Genomic DNA, 16,136 nt, shown 5'->3' with positions numbered 1-16,136 from the left:
GGAAGCGCAAGCTAGCCGGATTCCCTTATAGCGACAAGCGTCAGAACCGGTCGGCGACCTGGATGCCGGCAGGACCAAGGATGACGGCGATCAGGACCGGCAGGAAGAAGAGGATCATCGGCACGGTCAGCTTCGGCGGCAGGGCAGCGGCCTTTTTTTCCGCCTCGTTCATACGTTCGTCGCGGCCTTCCTGCGCAAGCACGCGCAGCGCCGTCGCAACGGGCGTACCGTAGCGATCTGCCTGAATGAGCGCCTGTGTGACGGAACGGACGAGATCGATCTGGGTGCGGGTCGCGAGGTTTTCGAGCGCCACGCGCCGATCCGGCAGGAAAGAGAGCTCAGCGGTCGTCAGCACCATTTCTTCGGCGAGCGCCGGCGACTGTTCGCCGAGTTCTTCGGAAACACGGCGCATGGCTGCTTCGATGGAAATGCCCGATTCCACGCAAATCAGCATCATGTCCAGCGCATCCGGCCAGGCGCGCTTTATGGAGTGCTGACGCTTGCCCATCCGGTTGGAGATATAGATGTTTGGGGCATAGAAGCCGACATAGGCGATGCCGATGACGATGAAGACCCGTATCGGCAGGCCCTTGTCGGCAAGGTTGCCGAGACCGAACATCCAGAAGGCGGCAACGGCCAGGAAGAGAAATGGCAGAAGAAAGCGCGCGACGAGGAAAGTGTTCAACGCGTTTTCCGAGCGAAAACCAGCGGCGCGCAACTTGTTCATCGTGTTGTCGTCGACGAGTGCCTTGCGCAGGTTGAAACGCTCGACAATCTGGCGGACGGGCCGGTTGTTCTGGCTTCTGAGCGTGGCCTTGCCGCCGGCGTCGGCATTCAGGCGGGCGCGTTCGCGGGCGCGGATCTGCTCGCGCTCGGTCGAGACGGCCTTCATGCGCTTGTTGAGATCGCCACGCTCGAAAAAGGGAACGGCAAGCGTGTAGAAGGTGGCGAAGACGGCGATGGCGACGAGCACCGCCACGATCATGGCGGGATCGGTCAATCTTGCGGCGAGTTCTTCCGACATGCTGCCCTGCTCCCGCTAGATATCGAAATTGATCATGTTGCGCATCACGAAGATGCCGATCGACATCCAGACCGCCGAAAAGCCCATGATGAAGTGGCCGCGCGGATCGGTAAACAGGACCATCATGTATTGCGGCGACGTCAGGTAGACGAGCGTGGCAACGATGAATGGAAGGGCGCCGATGATGACGGCAGACGCCTTGGCTTCCATCGACAGTGCCTTAACCTTGGCCTTCATCTTCTTGCGGTCGCGCAGCACCTTGGAAAGGTTGCCGATCGCTTCCGACAGGTTGCCGCCGGCCTGCGACTGGATGGCGATGACGATCGCGAAAAAATTGACTTCCTGCAGCGGCATCTGATTGGTCATGCGGGCACAGGCTTCGGGCACGCTGAGGCCGACCTGCTGCGATTCGACGATACGGCGGAATTCGCCCTTGACGGGCTCGACCCCCTCTGTCGCAACGAGGCGGATCGCATCGTTCAGTGGCAGACCGGAGCGGATGGAGCGGACGATGACGTCGAGCGCATTCGGAAACTCGTCGAGGAACTTGTTCTGGCGGCGCGAGACGAGGAAGCCGAGCACCCAGCGCGGCAGGCCAAGCCCTGCGGCCACGGGAATACCAAGCATGATCGGTGTCGATGCGCCGGCGAGGAAAAGCAAGACCAGCAGCACAAATGCGAAGAGTGCGCTGAAAAGATAGAAGCGGACGGGCGTGATCGGCAGCCCCGCCTGCACCAGGCGGGATTTCAGCGACAGCGTTTTCTTGGTCTTTTCGTGCTGCCGCTTTTCGAGATCCTTGAGATTGTCCTGCACGGATTTGCGGCGCTTCGACAATTCCTGCACACGGTCGCGGGCGGCCTTGACCTTGGTGCGATCGACTTCAGCCGACTTGACGCGGTTGATGCGGCTTGCCGATTTCTTGTCGCTCTCGATACGCGAGAACAATACGGCATAGCTCACTGCGGCCGCCGCAACGGCTGCGAGGACGATAATTGCCAGCACTGTCGGATCGATGCCGAACATCTCAATCCTTCGATTTCGATTCCATCTCGTCGAGCGCGGCGGCGAGGCGTTTTTCTTCGTTGTAATAGCGGGCGCGATCCCAGAAATGCGGCTTGCCTATACCCGTCGACATGTGACGGCCGATCAGACGGCCGCTCGCGTCCTCGCCTTCGATCTCGTAGCGCATCAGATCCTGAGTGATGATGACGTCGCCTTCCATGCCGATCACCTCGGTGATCTGCGTGATGCGGCGCGAACCGTCGCGCAGGCGCTGTGCCTGGATGATGACGTCGATCGAGGAGGAGATGATCTCGCGTACGGTCTTTGCCGGCAAGGTGAAGCCGCCCATGGCGATCATCGATTCCATGCGGCTCAGGCATTCACGTGGGTTGTTGGCGTGGATAGTGCCCATGGAGCCGTCGTGGCCGGTGTTCATGGCCTGGAGGAGGTCGAACACCTCCGGTCCGCGCACTTCGCCGACGATGATGCGTTCGGGACGCATGCGCAGGCAGTTCTTGACGAGGTCGCGCATGGTGATCTCGCCCTCGCCTTCGATATTCGGCGGGCGGGTTTCCAGGCGCACCACATGCGGCTGCTGGAGCTGCAGTTCGGCCGTATCCTCGCAGGTGATGACGCGCTCGTCGCGGTCGATGTAGTTCGTCAGGCAGTTCAGAAGCGTCGTCTTACCCGAACCCGTGCCGCCCGAGATGATGACGTTGCAGCGGACGCGGCCGATGATCTGCAGCACGGTTGCGCCTTCGGGCGTGATCGCACCGAAGCGGACCAGCTGATCGAGCGTCAGCTTATCTTTCTTGAATTTGCGGATGGTGAGCGCCGGCCCATCGATGGAAAGCGGCGGCGCGATGACGTTGACGCGCGAGCCATCGGGCAGGCGCGCGTCGCAGATCGGGCTCGATTCATCGACGCGGCGGCCGACCTGGCTGACGATGCGCTGGCAGATCGACAGAAGCTGCGAATTGTCGCGGAAACGGATTTCGGATTCGATCGTCTTACCGCCGACTTCGATGAAGGTCTGGCCCGCGCCGTTGACCATGATATCGGCAATATCGTCACGCGCCAGCAGCGGCTCGAGCGGACCATAGCCCAGGACGTCGTTGCAGATATCCTCGAGCAGCTCCTCCTGCTCGGAGATCGACATCGCGAAATTCTTGATGGTGATGATATCGTTGACGATATCGCGGATTTCCTCGCGCGCGCTTTCGCCATCCAGCTTGGAAAGCTGCGAGAGGTCGATCGTATCGATCAGCGCGGAAAAAACCTGCGCCTTGGTATCGTAATATTCGTCCGTGCGGGCGGGGCGCTTGCGCTGCGGCGTCTGCATCGGCGGCGGCGCCACCTGCTGGCGGACAGGTTCGCGCGACGGCTCGACGAACACCGCGGGACCGGATGGCGCTGCCGGGGCGGCAGCGGGCATCGGCGGCGGCGGAGCGGCGACACCGCCGGCACCGGCCTTTCCGAAACCTTCATTTCCGCGTTTTCCGAACATTGATCCGATCCAATTCTACTCGTTCACTTACGCTTCAGAAGGCCGAGAAGGCCGCCCTTCCTGGATTTCTTGATCGCCACTCGTCCCGTGACGATGTGCGAGATCTGCGAAAAAGTCTCTGATGTCGGCGACTTCGGGTCGACCTCGGAAATCATCCGGCCGCTATTGGCGGCGTTACCGAAAAGACCGATATCGAAGGGAATGATGGCAATCGGTTCGACTTCCAGCGGCTCGCAGAAATCGGAAATCGAGATTTCCGGCCGCTTTGGCATGCTGACCTGATTAAGAATGAGATGCGGCGCCTTGTCGTTCGGGCGCATCTTGCGGAGCGCATCGAGCATGTTCTTGGTATTGCGCAGGTTGGCGAGATCGGGAACCGCGCAGATAACGACTTCGTCGGCACTCGACAGGACCGAACGGGTCCAGTCCGACCAGGCATGCGGAACGTCGAGCACCGTGACTGGCGCGCTGCGCTGCAGCACATCCATGACAGGCTGGAAGGCCTGGCCCTCGAAATCATAGGCGCGGTCGAGCAGCGAGGGGGCGGCCAGCAGCGAAAGATGCTCCGAGCACTTGGTCAGCAGGCGATCGAGGAAAACCTCATCAAGCCGCTCCGGTGCAAAGACGGCCTCGGCAATACCCTGAGCCGGATCCTGATCGAAATCGATATTCGCCGTGCCATAGGGCAGGTCGAGATCGGCCAGGATCGTCTCGGTCGAGAACAGGTTCGAGATGCCGAAGGCGCAATTATGAGCAACGGTCGATGCGCCGACCCCGCCCTTGGCGCCGATAAAGGCGATGCTGCGACCAAGCGGCTCGGCTTCCGGATCGACGAAGATTGCCGCCATCGCCCCCATGATGTCGGGCATGGCGATGGGCTGGACCATATATTCGGAAATGCCGTTACGGATCAGATCGCGGTAGAGACTGATGTCGTTGTAGTAACCGATGATGATGACCTTGGTCGAGGGATCGCAGACGGCGGCGAGCGGCGCGAGTTCGGCAAGCAGGCTGGCCGGGTTCGCCCTGGTCTCGAGGATGATCAGGTTCGGTGTGGGTGCGCCGGAGAACATGTTCGCAGCGGCGGCCGTGCCGCCGCTGGTGATGCGCAGACTGACTTTCGACATGCGCCGGTCATTGGCACAGCGCTCCATGACCCGCTGCAATCCCTCGCTTTCGCAGAAGGCATGAACGGAGATGCGCGGCAGCGGCCGCATGTTTTCCAGTTCTCCCATGCGCATCGCCTCTTCGGCATGGCGGAGCTCGCTGGTATTCCTGATCTCGTAGTCGACAGTGCTCATCGTTCCATCCCGCCTGATCAGAAACCGGTCTGGCCGGAATCGACGTCCTCGATCGTGGACGTCGTCGTCCGGTATTCCTGGATCGCCTGATTGCGCCGCTCTGCGTCGATCGGGGTCATGCCGCGCGGAGCGACGAAATCTTCCGGATTGGCGACCTGGGCGGCGAGGTTGTTCTGCGAGGCACAACCGAAATTGTAGTAATTCTGGTTCGTGAAATCGGTAGAGATATCCTTCGGCCATTGGCCGCACTGGGTCGTTACCGCCGTCGTACCGGTGAAGCTCAAGCGTATCGGCGCGGCATCGAGAAGGCCGGTTGCCGCATAGGACGTATTGATGATCCTGCTGCTGGCAATGCCGCGCGAAGCAAGTTCGGCACGAACCTGGCTGCGCAAGGCGCGGGCCGCTCCTGCATTCGCCGACCCCTCGGGAGACAGGATATAGACCGGGCCGGAGGCGCGTGACACGTAATTTTGCGCAAAACCACGGATCAACTCGCGCTGGGCGATCGATAGGCGGCGATCGCTGGAGGCGACGGGAATGTCTACCGTCTGTTCGGCTTCCGTCACGACGATGGGATGGCGCTCCCGGTAATCGTCGGGAATACCGCCGGTCGTCAACTGATCGCGCGGGCCGGCACAGCCGGAAAGGATTGCAACGGCGAGCGATGCAGCAACGAGCAGAGGCTTCGTCGTGCGGGAATGTTTCGCGCTCCAAAGGGCCATCGCCTGATTTCTGTTCGTTTTCATCGGTTCAGATCGTGCCCCGCTCATTTGTAGATAAATCCGATGGAACCGTGGAACTGCGCATCGGCAACCGGCGCCTGAGAGCTGCCGTAAACCTTGTTGACGCGGTTCATGAAGAAGGCGGACGCATCATTGGCCGGGCTGAAATTATCGTCAGGCCGATTGAGCTGATTGCGCGCCACCGGACGCACCAGATAGGGCGTCGCGATGATGACGAGCTCCGTTTCCTGGCGTTCGACCCCCTTCTGGCGGAAGAGCGTGCCGAGAAGCGGGAGTTTCGAGACGCCGGGCGTGCCGTTCATCGTCTGGGAGATATTGTCGCGGATGAGGCCTGCAAGAGCGATCGAACCACCCGAGGGAAGTTCGACCGAAGTTTCGGCCGAACGGCGCTGATAGGTCGGCGCTGCGCCCGATACCGAGGGTGCCGGTTCGGAAACATTGGTCTTGATCTGCAGCGCGATGCGGCCGGAAGACAGGACCACCGGCTTGAAAGCCAGATTGATACCGTAATTGTAGGGAACGACCGTGACGTTGCCGTTATTGTCCGTCGTCGAATAGAGAACCTGGCCGCCGGAATTGAAGGTCGCAGCCTGGCCAGAGATCGCCGTCAGCGTCGGCTCGGCCAGCGTGCGGACGACCTTTCCCTGTTCCAGCGCATTCAGATAGGTCGAAATATCGTATTTGCCGATCGAGTTCTTGAAGAGTGCGGCAAGGCCGCCGCCGACGACGGATGTGGCGCTATCGGCCGATGGGCTGCCGAGCTGGGCGACCGTCATGCCCGAGGAATTGGTGACGAGATTGTCGAAACCAAGCTGTTTCAGGACTTCACGGCGAACCTCGGCGATCGTGACCTTGAGCGTGACCTGGTCTTCGCCCTCGATCTTCAGGAGGTTGACGACCTGGGAGACCTGGCGGTTTTCGGCAAACAGCGCAACCGCACTGTCGCCCCCCGTGCCGGAGGCAGTCTCGGTGCGCGTCGTGGCTTCGCCGCCTTTCAGGAAGGCTTCGGCAAGCGAGGCTGCCTGGGTCGCATCCTGCGGCGTTCTGACGGTACCCGTCAGAACGATATTGTCGGAGACGATCTCGACTTTGATCGCGGAGTCGGGGATGAAGCGGCGCAGATTGGTCTCGAGACCGGAGACATCGCGCTCGATCTCGATATCGAGGCTGACGACCTCCTCGCCGCTGGCGCCGAAAACGAAGATGTTAGTCTGCCCGACCTTCTTGCCGAACAAATAGATGCGCCGCGAGGTGCGGGTCACCGCATCGGCCATGCTCGGATCGGAAACGAGAATGTCATGCGCGTCTTCCGGCAGGTCGACGACAACAGCCTTGTTGAGGCCGAGCTTCAGGCGGCGATGCGCACCGGGACCGCTTTGCGAAATGCGGATGAGGCTTTCCGAGCCGGCATTGGCCTGCTTCACGTCGAAGGGCGCATGAAAGGAAAGCGGTGTAACGCCCGTCGCCGCCATTGCCAAAGACAGGCAGCCGGTCAGGAAAAGCCTGGTGCGCTGTTTTGAGTTGCCCATCTGCATTTCCCTTACTCCGGCTTCACTGAGCCGGTGGCATCCGTGACGACGGAGCCGGACTTGATGACCTGGATGATTGCGCTGCCGTTATCGCCGCTCAGCAGATAGTCTGCCGCGCTGGTATCCTGCTCCTGCGCGTCGGCGACCGAGCGCAGGGCAAGGGAAAGGCGATCGGCCATCTGCTGGGCGACGGCCAGAACCTTGGTCTGGTCGGGGGTCAGTTCCAGCGTCGCAGTGGTGCCGACTGCCGCCTTGGTGCCGTCTTCCTTCTCTTCGATCTGCTGATCGATGGCGAGAACGCGAACATTGCTCAGCACGGTTTCGGTTATGTATTTGTCCGTGCCCTGCCCCTTGCGCACCATGATGACGTCAACGCGGTCATTGGGGAGGATGAAGCCGCCGGCGCCGGTCGCAACGGAGATTTCGGTCGCCACGGCGCGCTTGCCGGCCGGCAGCAGCGAAGACAGGATACGGCTGTTGGAATCGGCGACCTTTTCCGGACGGATCGGCTCGCCTTCGAAGACGGGCAAGCGCACGACTGCGCCCTGCAGATCCTTGATGGCGTCCGGCCGATCGGTCTCGGTGATGAAGCCCTGGACAACGCCATTCTGAGGCCAGGCCATCCAGTGGACGGAATTCTCGCCCAGCCTTGCACCGACGGGAAGATTGGCGCTGGAGACCAGCACGTTGACGGTCGGCTCTTTCTCGATGACGGATTGGACCTTCGTCACGACACCGCCACTACCGGCCATGTTCATGGCAAGAAGACCGGCAAGGCCGGCTGCCACCACGGCGACAGCTAGAATAATAAGGCGGGCCGGTCTCATCGATCATTCCTTGGGGCACAACGCGTTCGCCCGCAGAATGCTCAGGAATTGGTATAATTATAGTTAATGAAGCACTTACATTCTAAGTTAACGGCTTATTAAAAATCGCCGTTATTTCAGGCTTTCCAGCGCGGCAACGAAGAGCGGCGAGGACGGGAAGGTCAGAAAGCCGCCGATCGCAACGGCGATGCCATAGGGAATTTTCTTGGCGAGCAGGAGCGAATTGGGAATGGGCAGGCCGATGGCCAGAATAGTATTCGATTGCGACCTTACCAGTAGAATAAGCAGCGTCAGGAAACCGCCTATCAATCCGACATTTGCTACAAAGAAAAGAAGCGATTGATTGAAGCCGAACCAGAGTGCGGTGGCACTCAAGAGCTTGGCATCTCCGCCGCCCATCACATTGAGTGCGAAAAGCGCAAAACAGGCACAGAAGATTATGGCAGCGGCAGCAAGGTTCATACCGATAGCATCCCAGTTCATCCCTGAGAGCGGCGCGATGACAGCGAAAGAGGTAATGAGGATCAGGGAAATGCGGTTCGGGATCGTCATCGTAAACAGATCCGAGAATGCCGCCATAGCGAGGCAGAGTGGCAATATAACAAAAACTGCAGCCGCGATCATGTTCCAACCGACCTCAACGGGGATGAGAAAAGGCCCACGGCAATACAGCTGTGAGCCCAATCAATCCATCTGCCGGATCAATCCGGCACTTGCCTGCACCGCTCGACGGCGATTGTATTACTGAGAAGCCGTCGCAGCTTTGGTCATCTGGTTGCCCAGATTGTTGAACGTGGTGCCGATCTTGCCGCCGAGCGTCGTGGCGCCGGCGATGAGCGCTACGGAAATGAGGGCGGCGATCAGGCCGTATTCGATTGCGGTCGCGCCGGATTCATCCTTCAGAAAACGGCTAAAAAGCTTGGTCATGGTTACTCCTAACTCCAGTTGATGTTCAGCACGTCCGCCAACTGTTGCCGTTGATCGGATGGCTGCAACGTACCGAATGGCCGTTTCCATCGACTTAATGAAATACGTTAACAGGGTGTAAACGAGACAAGTGGGTCCGTCAGGGTAAGTAACTCCTTACTGCATTGCTTGCATTTCTAAGGAATTTCCGGGAGCAAAGTGGAACAATAGCTTTCAAGCATCCAGAAATGGTACGAATTTCTGCTGTCCGTCGATTTCACGCCTCATCGACGCGTACCGAAACGATCCGATGCGTTTCACTCATGAACAGGGCATGGGAAGCTTAAAGCTTCGTTCACCATTTTTTTCCATTCTATCCGCAATTTGCATTGCGATCGTGAAAGAGGCCAAAATGCCATCGAACGGCAAGTCCGTTTTCTTTGCCTGGGTGATTGCGGCTCTTACGGCATCCGCGGCCTGCGCCCAGGAAGACATGTTGCGCGTCTATATGGACCACGCGCGCGTCCTGAAGCTCGACCGGCCGGTCAGCAAGGTCATCGTCGGCAATGCCAAGGTTGCCGATGCGACCGTCGCCGACGCCAAGACAATCGTATTGACGGGCCGCGCCTTCGGTACGACCAACATCGTGCTGCTCGATGGCGACGGCAACGCCATTCTGGACGAACGCATTCTGGTCTCCATCGATGAAGGCAATACGGTACGCGTCTATCGCCAGACGGAGCGCTCGGTTCTTTCCTGCACGCCCAATTGCGAGCAGCATTCACAGCAAGGCGGGGCCGCGTCCGCAAACTGAACGACATCAACGAGACTCACGCACATTCGTTAAAATAGCTGCTCCGGCCTGAAACGGAAAATCAACGAACACGCCTTAGTGTGGCGCCCGAAGAACATTTTCGAGGCCAGACTATGGCGATCAGTGAGCAGGAGACGGGCAAGGTGCGTGCGTCCCTCCGTTTATCCAGACTTCGCGCCCTGGCCCGCTCGCGCGACGGCTCCGCAGCGATCGAGTTCGCGCTGCTGGCCATCCCCTACTTCATCGTCATATTCGCCATCCTGGAAACCTTTATTGCCTTTGCAGCAGAAGAACTCGTCTCGAACGCCGTCGATACGATGAGCCGCCAGATGCGTACGGGGCAGATCACCTTTGTCGATCCCGCGCGTGCGAGTTACAAGACGCAGACCCAATTCCGGCAAGCTTTCTGCGAGGAAATTTCGATCATCATCCGTTGTTCGGCAACGGAAGCGGCGACACCCAGCAAGCTTTATCTCGATGTGCGCAACTTCACGACCTTTGCTTCGATCCCGACGACGATCCCGCGCGTGTCTTCGGACAAATATTCCGATTTGAAGGTTTCGGATTTCAAGTTCACGCCCGGCGGCCCCGGTTCGATCAACATGCTGCGCGCCTACTATCGCTGGTCCATCATTGTCGATCTCGTGCGTCCCTATATTACGGGGCTGCGCCCGGCCGGCAGTTCCATGCCGAGCGAATATTTGATCGTCTCAACGGCTGCCTTCCAGAACGAGCAATATCCATAATGGCGCGTCGCGGACTTCTCATACGGCTGGCTTCGACGGCGCGGCGCTTTGCGACCGACCGGAAGGGTGTCGGCGCCATCGAGTTTGCCATCATCTTCCCGGTTCTGGTCATGCTCTATCTCGGCGCGTTCGAGATCACGATCGGTCTCAGCGTCAGCAAGCGCACGACACGTGCCGCCGGGTCGATCGCCGATATCGTCACACAACAACAGAGCGTCACAAAGAGCTCGCTCACAGATATTGCCAAGGCCGCGCCGCCAATCTACTCGCCCTACGACAGCGCGGGTATGTTGGTGAAGGTCACCGCAATTCAGATCGACGGCAGCTCCAATCCTACGGTCATGTGGTCCTGGGCATCAACGGGGGCAGCGCCTTATGCCAAGAACAGCACGGTTTCCGACGTGCCTACTGAAATGAAGAAGGCCAACAGCTTCCTCATCCGAAGCGAACTCAGCATACCCTATGCGCTGTTCGTGTTTGCTCCCAACTTCATGCCGGCGGAGATGCGCACCATCACGATCAGCCGCAGCTATTTCTATCGCCAGCGGCAAAACGATAATATTCCCTGCGGCGATTGCTGAAGCACGTCGCGCTTTTGCGCTAGCCCTTCCACACCTCGAATTTGCCAAGCGGTTTCCGTCATTATATGGCTGGGCGCTACTGCATAATTCCTTAAATCAGAATCGGTTTAAGGAATTATGCAGTAATTTAAGGTGCTACAGCGTCCTTTGCGCGTCTGAAAAGACGCGCGGCGCTGTAGTCAGATCGTTCCAGCTATACGCTGACGACAGCAGATCATACGGGTGAAAAATGGCGCGTGCCTTTCTCTTCGTTCTGGATTCCTTCGGCGTCGGCGGGGCGCCGGATGCCGCAACCTATGGCGATGAGGGCGCCGACACGCTCGGCCATATCGCCGAATTCTGTGCGGCCGGTGCTGCCGACCGGGCTGGCCTGCGGTCCGGCCCGCTTTCGCTCCCGAACATGTCGGCGCTCGGGCTACTGCATATTGCGCGAGCGGCCTCCGGGCAATTTCCCGCCGGCATGCCGCTGCCGGACGAGATCTACGGTGTCTATGGCGCCGCCAACGAAACCTCACGCGGCAAGGACACACCTTCTGGGCATTGGGAGATCGCCGGAACGCCTGTTACCTTCGACTGGGGCTATTTTCCAAGCGAGGGCGATGCCTTTCCGCAGGAACTGATCGAAGCGCTCTGCCGCGCAGCCGATGTGCCCGGCATTCTCGGCAACTGCCATGCTTCGGGAACCGAGATCATTGCGCGCTACGGCGAAGAGCATATGCGCAGCGGCAAGCCGATCTGCTACACATCAGCGGATTCCGTGTTCCAGGTTGCTGCCCACGAGGTCTATTTCGGCCTCGACCGCTTGCTCAACTTCTGCCAGATCGCTCGTGGCCTTCTCGATCCCTACAATATCGGCCGCGTCATCGCGCGTCCCTTCATCGGCCAGAGCGTGGCAACATTCCAGAGAACGGGCAACCGCCGCGACTTTTCGGTGCCGCCGCCGGAACCGACGCTGCTCGACCGGCTCGTCCAGCATGGCCGCAATGTGCACGCCGTCGGCAAGATCGGCGATATCTTCGCCCATCAAGGCATTTCACGGGTCATCAAAGCTAATGGCAACGACGCGCTGATGGATGCCTCCCTTGCTGCCATTGACGAAGCTGACGATGGCGATCTCGTTTTCACCAATTTCGTCGATTTCGACATGCTCTATGGCCATCGCCGCGACGTTGCGGGTTATGCGGCGGCCCTTGAAGCCTTCGACACGCGCCTGAGCGAGGTTCATCAGAAGCTGCGGGACGGTGATCTCGTGGTCCTCACGGCCGATCACGGCTGCGACCCGACCTGGCGCGGCACCGATCATACGCGCGAGCGCGTGCCTGTTATCGCCTATGGTCCCGGTGTCAGATCGCGCTCTGTCGGCGTGCGCAGGAGCTTTGCCGATATCGGCGAGAGCGTTGCGCGGCATCTCGGTATTCCCTCCGGACCGCATGGAAGGAGCTTTCTGTGACGTCGCATTTGAAGAAGGTAGAGCTGCACTGTCATCTGGAAGGTGCGGCTCCCCCGGCACTGACGGAAGCGCAGGCACATAAATACGGCGTCGACATCAGTGCCTATCTGCAGGACGGCACTTATGTCTGGCATGATTTCGCAAGCTTTCTGGAATGCTATGACAAGGTTTCCGAGGTCTACAAGACCGAGGAAGACTATGCGCTGCTGACGGAAACCTATCTTGAAGAGCTTGCAGGAATCGGCACGATCTACAGCGAGCTCATCGTTTCGCCCGACCACGGCAAGCGCATCGGCCTCGGCGCCGACGCCTATATATCCGGTGTTTGCGAAGGCATCCGCCGGGCGAAGGCAACGAGCGGCATCGAAGCGCGGCTGATCGTGACCGGGGAACGGCATTTCGGCCCGGAAAGCGTGATCGGCGCTGCGGAATATGCGGCGAAGGCCAAAAATCCGCTGATCACCGGCTTCAACCTTGCCGGAGAAGAGCGGATGGGCCGCGTTGCCGATTATGCGCGCGCTTTCGACATTGCTCGCGATGCCGGGCTTGGCCTGACCATCCATGCCGGTGAAGTTTGCGGCGCCTTCAGTGTTTCGGACGCATTGGATGAGGTGCGCCCTTCGCGTATCGGCCACGGTGTGCGGGCAATCGAGGATGCCGATCTCGTCAAGCGGCTTGCCGATCTCGGCACAGTGCTGGAGGTCTGCCCCGGCTCGAATATCGCGCTCAAGGTCTTTGCGGATTTCACTTTGCACCCGCTGCGCAACCTGAGGGATGCGGGCGTGAAAGTGACGATCAGTTCCGACGATCCGCCGTTCTTTCATACGTCGCTCAAGCGGGAATACGAGCTTGCCTCGCAGGCCTTCGGCTTAAGCGATGCTGAGATCAATGCGATGACGCGTACGGCCATCGAGGCGGCCTTCGTCGATGAAGAGACCCGCAAGGCGTTGCTCGCCCGCCTTTAAGGGCGTGGGATTGTCAAAGCTCCAGGCAAATTTGCCTCCGCTCTTGAAGTGAAGGCGGTTTCCATGGAAGAAACAGCCGATAAGAACAAAGAATTGGAAGGTTTCCCCTATGGACGGCGTCACAGTCATCGATCACCCGCTCGTGCAGCACAAACTCACCATCATGCGGCGCAAGGAAACCTCGACAGGCAGTTTCCGCCGGCTGTTGCGCGAAATCTCGACGCTGCTTTGTTATGAGGTCACCCGCGATCTGGAACTGACGATGGAGACGATCGAAACGCCGATCCAGGAGATGCAGTCGCCGATCCTCGAAGGCAAAAAGCTGGTCTTCGCCTCCATCCTGCGTGCCGGCAACGGCCTGTTGGAAGGTATGCTCGATCTCGTGCCCTCCGCCCGCGTTTCGCATATCGGCGTCTACCGCGATCACGAAACGCTGCAGCCGGTCGAATATTACTTCAAGGCGCCTGAAGATATCTCCGAGCGCCTGATCATCGTCGTCGATCCGATGCTTGCGACCGGCAATTCCTCGATTGCCGCCATCGACAAGTTGAAGGAGCGCGGTGCTCACAATATCCGCTTCCTCTGCCTGCTGGCCGCCCCTGAAGGTATCAAGAACTTCCGTTCCGCCCATCCGGACGTTCCGGTCTTCACGGCGGCGATCGACAGCCATCTGAACGAGAAGGGTTATATCGTGCCCGGTCTCGGCGATGCCGGCGACCGCATGTACGGCACCAAGTAATTTCGACTTCCTTTACCAATTCGAAAGACTTCCAAGGCCCGGCGCTTCATTCCGGGCCTTTTTATATCGCGGTTAGCAACTTTTCAGCAGTTGTGGCTTAGCTGCTTGAAGCATGAGGTCCGCATGAGGCGGGTTTTGTACAGGAAGGATTTCTGTTTCATGCTCATGCGCACCGTCATATTTGCCAGCATCGCGGCTGCGCTGGCGACACAAGTACCTTCTCTGCTCACCCGCACGACGCAGCCCGGCAATACGATCTCCGCAAATTTCGTCTCGACCGACAGCGCGCCCGACGCGGCGGCCACGATCGCCGATGGCGGCATGATCCGCCTGCAGGCCGACGCGCAAGGCCACTATACCGGCAATTTCAGGATCAACGGCAAGCCGGTGCAGGGGCTGATCGATACCGGCGCCACCTATGTCGCACTGAACGAAAGCCTTGCCCGCAGGCTCGGCTTCAGCGGCAATCAGCTCGACTTCCGTTATGCGGTCAATACGGCGAACGGCCAGACCAAGGCGGCACATGTGATGCTCGACCGCGTGGAAATCGGCAGTATTCGGGTTCGCAGCGTCGAAGCCTTCGTGCTGAAAGACGAGGCGCTGAGCGGCACGCTGGTCGGCATGAGCTTCCTGCAGAAGCTTGCCTCCTATTCCGTTGCCGACGGCTCTCTCAGCCTGAAGCAGTAATTTTCGTCAGATGCGGCCGGCGATGACGGGCGGCAGCTCCGGTTTCTCGTCTGCAATGCGATAGTTTGCGGCAAGTGCGACGACGGCCCGTTCGGCGGAAACCTCGTCGGCCGCGTGAACGAGCGCGATCGGATCGCCCTCATTCACACGCGTTCCCAGCGGCAGCAGACCGGTGAAACCGACGCTGTGGTCGATCCTGTCGGCGGGATGGCGTCGCCCGCCGCCAAGGTCGATCACGCTCATGCCTACATCGCGGGCGTCGCAGGCGGCGAGCCAGCCGGCGCGCGATGCCGCAACAGGCCGCTCAATGGGCGCCCTGCGCAGATAGGCATCCGGCCGCTCCAGAAGATCGGCCGGGCCGCCGAGCATATGGACCATGCGCGCAAAGATCTCCGCAGCTTTGCCGGACGAAAGCGCGTCCTGCGCCTTGCTCTCCGCCTCCATAAGCGAGCCGGCAACACCCGACTGCACGAGCATTTCGGCGGCAAAGGCAAGCACTATGGTTTCAAGGCGGGTACCGGCCTTTCGGCCAGCCAGGAAATCGAGACAGTTGCGCACTTCCACGACATTGCCGGCGCTATCGGCGAGCGGCTGGTTCATATCCGTGATCAGCGCAGATGTCTTCACGCCCGCACCGTTGGCGACCTCGACCAGCGAATGCGCCAGCACGATCGCCTGCGCCGGATCGGCCATGAAGGCGCCGTTGCCGGTCTTGACATCGAGCACCAGTGTCTGAAGGCCGGCAGCAAGTTTCTTGGAAAGGATCGAGGCCGTTATCAGCGGGATGGAATCGACGGTTGCCGTCACATCGCGCACGGCATAGAGCCGGCCATCGGCTGGCGCCAAGGCACCCGTCGGACCGATGATGGCGCAGCCGGCCTCTTTCACCACGTTTCGGAAGAGAGCGGCATCCGGATTGATCGTATAGCCTGGAATGGATTCGAGCTTGTCCAGCGTGCCGCCGGTATGACCAAGGCCGCGGCCTGATATCATCGGCACGGCCAGACCGCAGGCAGCAGCGATCGGGGCAAGCATCAGCGAAACATTATCGCCCACACCACCGGTCGAGTGCTTGTCGGCGACAGGGCGGTCGATCCCCGCCCAGGACAGCATGTCACCGGAACGCGCCATGGCGAGCGTCAGCGCCACGGTCTCCGTGCGCGACATGCCTTTGAACCAGACCGCCATGGCGAAGGCGCCGATCTGGCCTTCCGAGAGGTCGCCGGCCGCAAGCGCAGCAATGAAGGCGTCGATATCGCCTGATAGCAATTCGGCGCCGTTGCGTTTCTGGCGGATGATCTCCTGCGGGATCATC

17 protein-coding genes are annotated in these 16,136 nt (G+C 59.9%); 7 read left to right on the top strand and 10 right to left on the bottom strand.

Annotation, left to right across the window (positions count from 1 at the left end):
- Nucleotides 1-40 precede the first annotated feature (40 nt).
- The 9 genes from KQ933_RS20850 to KQ933_RS20810 form a co-directional block, all read right to left on the bottom strand.
- Complete coding sequence (locus KQ933_RS20850; RefSeq protein WP_216756653.1) at nucleotides 41-1,024, bottom strand: type II secretion system F family protein; 984 nt, start codon at nucleotides 1,022-1,024, stop codon at nucleotides 41-43.
- A gap of 15 nt (nucleotides 1,025-1,039) precedes the next feature.
- On the bottom strand, nucleotides 1,040-2,047 hold the full coding sequence (locus KQ933_RS20845) for a type II secretion system F family protein (protein ID WP_216756651.1): 1,008 nt from the start codon (nucleotides 2,045-2,047) through the stop codon (nucleotides 1,040-1,042).
- Nucleotide 2,048: 1 nt separating this feature from the next.
- Complete coding sequence (locus tag KQ933_RS20840) at nucleotides 2,049-3,533, bottom strand: CpaF family protein (RefSeq protein WP_216756650.1); 1,485 nt, start codon at nucleotides 3,531-3,533, stop codon at nucleotides 2,049-2,051.
- 23 nt (nucleotides 3,534-3,556) lie between these two features.
- Nucleotides 3,557-4,834 (bottom strand): CpaE family protein, encoded by a 1,278-nt coding sequence (locus tag KQ933_RS20835; RefSeq protein ID WP_216756648.1) that lies wholly within the window; start codon nucleotides 4,832-4,834, stop codon nucleotides 3,557-3,559.
- 17 nt (nucleotides 4,835-4,851) lie between these two features.
- On the bottom strand, nucleotides 4,852-5,604 hold the full coding sequence (locus KQ933_RS20830) for a CpaD family pilus assembly protein (protein ID WP_216756647.1): 753 nt from the start codon (nucleotides 5,602-5,604) through the stop codon (nucleotides 4,852-4,854).
- Entirely contained in the window at nucleotides 5,601-7,106 is a 1,506-nt protein-coding gene (locus KQ933_RS20825; protein WP_216756645.1) for a type II and III secretion system protein family protein, read from the bottom strand. Before KQ933_RS20825 ends, KQ933_RS20830 begins: the two co-directional genes overlap by 4 nt.
- A gap of 11 nt (nucleotides 7,107-7,117) precedes the next feature.
- On the bottom strand, nucleotides 7,118-7,933 hold the full coding sequence (cpaB, locus tag KQ933_RS20820) for a Flp pilus assembly protein CpaB (RefSeq protein WP_216756644.1): 816 nt from the start codon (nucleotides 7,931-7,933) through the stop codon (nucleotides 7,118-7,120).
- Nucleotides 7,934-8,044: 111 nt separating this feature from the next.
- Nucleotides 8,045-8,557 carry a prepilin peptidase gene (locus KQ933_RS20815; protein ID WP_216756642.1) on the bottom strand — a complete coding sequence of 171 codons (513 nt, stop codon included), beginning with the start codon at nucleotides 8,555-8,557 and terminating at the stop codon, nucleotides 8,045-8,047.
- Nucleotides 8,558-8,674: 117 nt separating this feature from the next.
- Complete coding sequence (locus KQ933_RS20810) at nucleotides 8,675-8,860, bottom strand: Flp family type IVb pilin (RefSeq protein ID WP_216756640.1); 186 nt, start codon at nucleotides 8,858-8,860, stop codon at nucleotides 8,675-8,677.
- Between the two features lie 391 nt (nucleotides 8,861-9,251).
- On the opposite strand from KQ933_RS20810, the gene KQ933_RS20805 reads away from it, so the two are divergent.
- The 7 genes from KQ933_RS20805 to KQ933_RS20775 all read left to right on the top strand — a co-directional run bounded on the left by KQ933_RS20805 (nucleotide 9,252) and on the right by KQ933_RS20775 (nucleotide 14,821).
- Nucleotides 9,252-9,653 carry a pilus assembly protein N-terminal domain-containing protein gene (locus tag KQ933_RS20805; protein WP_216756638.1) on the top strand — a complete coding sequence of 134 codons (402 nt, stop codon included), beginning with the start codon at nucleotides 9,252-9,254 and terminating at the stop codon, nucleotides 9,651-9,653.
- A gap of 113 nt (nucleotides 9,654-9,766) precedes the next feature.
- The gene (locus KQ933_RS20800) at nucleotides 9,767-10,399 is read left to right on the top strand and encodes a TadE/TadG family type IV pilus assembly protein (protein WP_216756636.1); all 633 of its coding nucleotides are present in this window, start codon (nucleotides 9,767-9,769) and stop codon (nucleotides 10,397-10,399) included.
- The gene (locus KQ933_RS20795) at nucleotides 10,399-10,980 is read left to right on the top strand and encodes a TadE/TadG family type IV pilus assembly protein (RefSeq protein WP_216756635.1); all 582 of its coding nucleotides are present in this window, start codon (nucleotides 10,399-10,401) and stop codon (nucleotides 10,978-10,980) included. The genes KQ933_RS20800 and KQ933_RS20795 overlap by 1 nt, the downstream gene beginning before the upstream one ends.
- Nucleotides 10,981-11,209: 229 nt before the next feature.
- Nucleotides 11,210-12,430: a phosphopentomutase gene (locus tag KQ933_RS20790; RefSeq protein ID WP_216756633.1), complete on the top strand. Its 1,221-nt coding sequence runs from the start codon at nucleotides 11,210-11,212 to the stop codon at nucleotides 12,428-12,430.
- Nucleotides 12,427-13,395, top strand: coding sequence for an adenosine deaminase (locus tag KQ933_RS20785; RefSeq protein ID WP_216756631.1), 969 nt, complete (start codon nucleotides 12,427-12,429; stop codon nucleotides 13,393-13,395). Before KQ933_RS20790 ends, KQ933_RS20785 begins: the two co-directional genes overlap by 4 nt.
- A gap of 109 nt (nucleotides 13,396-13,504) precedes the next feature.
- Nucleotides 13,505-14,134, top strand: coding sequence for a uracil phosphoribosyltransferase (gene upp, locus KQ933_RS20780; RefSeq protein ID WP_216756630.1), 630 nt, complete (start codon nucleotides 13,505-13,507; stop codon nucleotides 14,132-14,134).
- A gap of 123 nt (nucleotides 14,135-14,257) precedes the next feature.
- Nucleotides 14,258-14,821 (top strand): TIGR02281 family clan AA aspartic protease, encoded by a 564-nt coding sequence (locus KQ933_RS20775; RefSeq protein WP_216756628.1) that lies wholly within the window; start codon nucleotides 14,258-14,260, stop codon nucleotides 14,819-14,821.
- 6 nt (nucleotides 14,822-14,827) lie between these two features.
- Here the strand turns inward: KQ933_RS20775 and deoA are convergent, their stop codons facing one another.
- Nucleotides 14,828-16,135: a thymidine phosphorylase gene (deoA, locus tag KQ933_RS20770; protein WP_216756626.1), complete on the bottom strand. Its 1,308-nt coding sequence runs from the start codon at nucleotides 16,133-16,135 to the stop codon at nucleotides 14,828-14,830.
- Between the last annotated feature and the right edge of the window lies 1 nt (nucleotide 16,136).

It is taken from the genome of Rhizobium sp. WYJ-E13 (genome assembly GCF_018987265.1).
Taxonomy (GTDB): domain Bacteria; phylum Pseudomonadota; class Alphaproteobacteria; order Rhizobiales; family Rhizobiaceae; genus Rhizobium.
The sequence above is the reverse complement of the archived record's forward strand: the minus strand, read 5'-3'. Positions and strand labels throughout refer to the sequence as shown.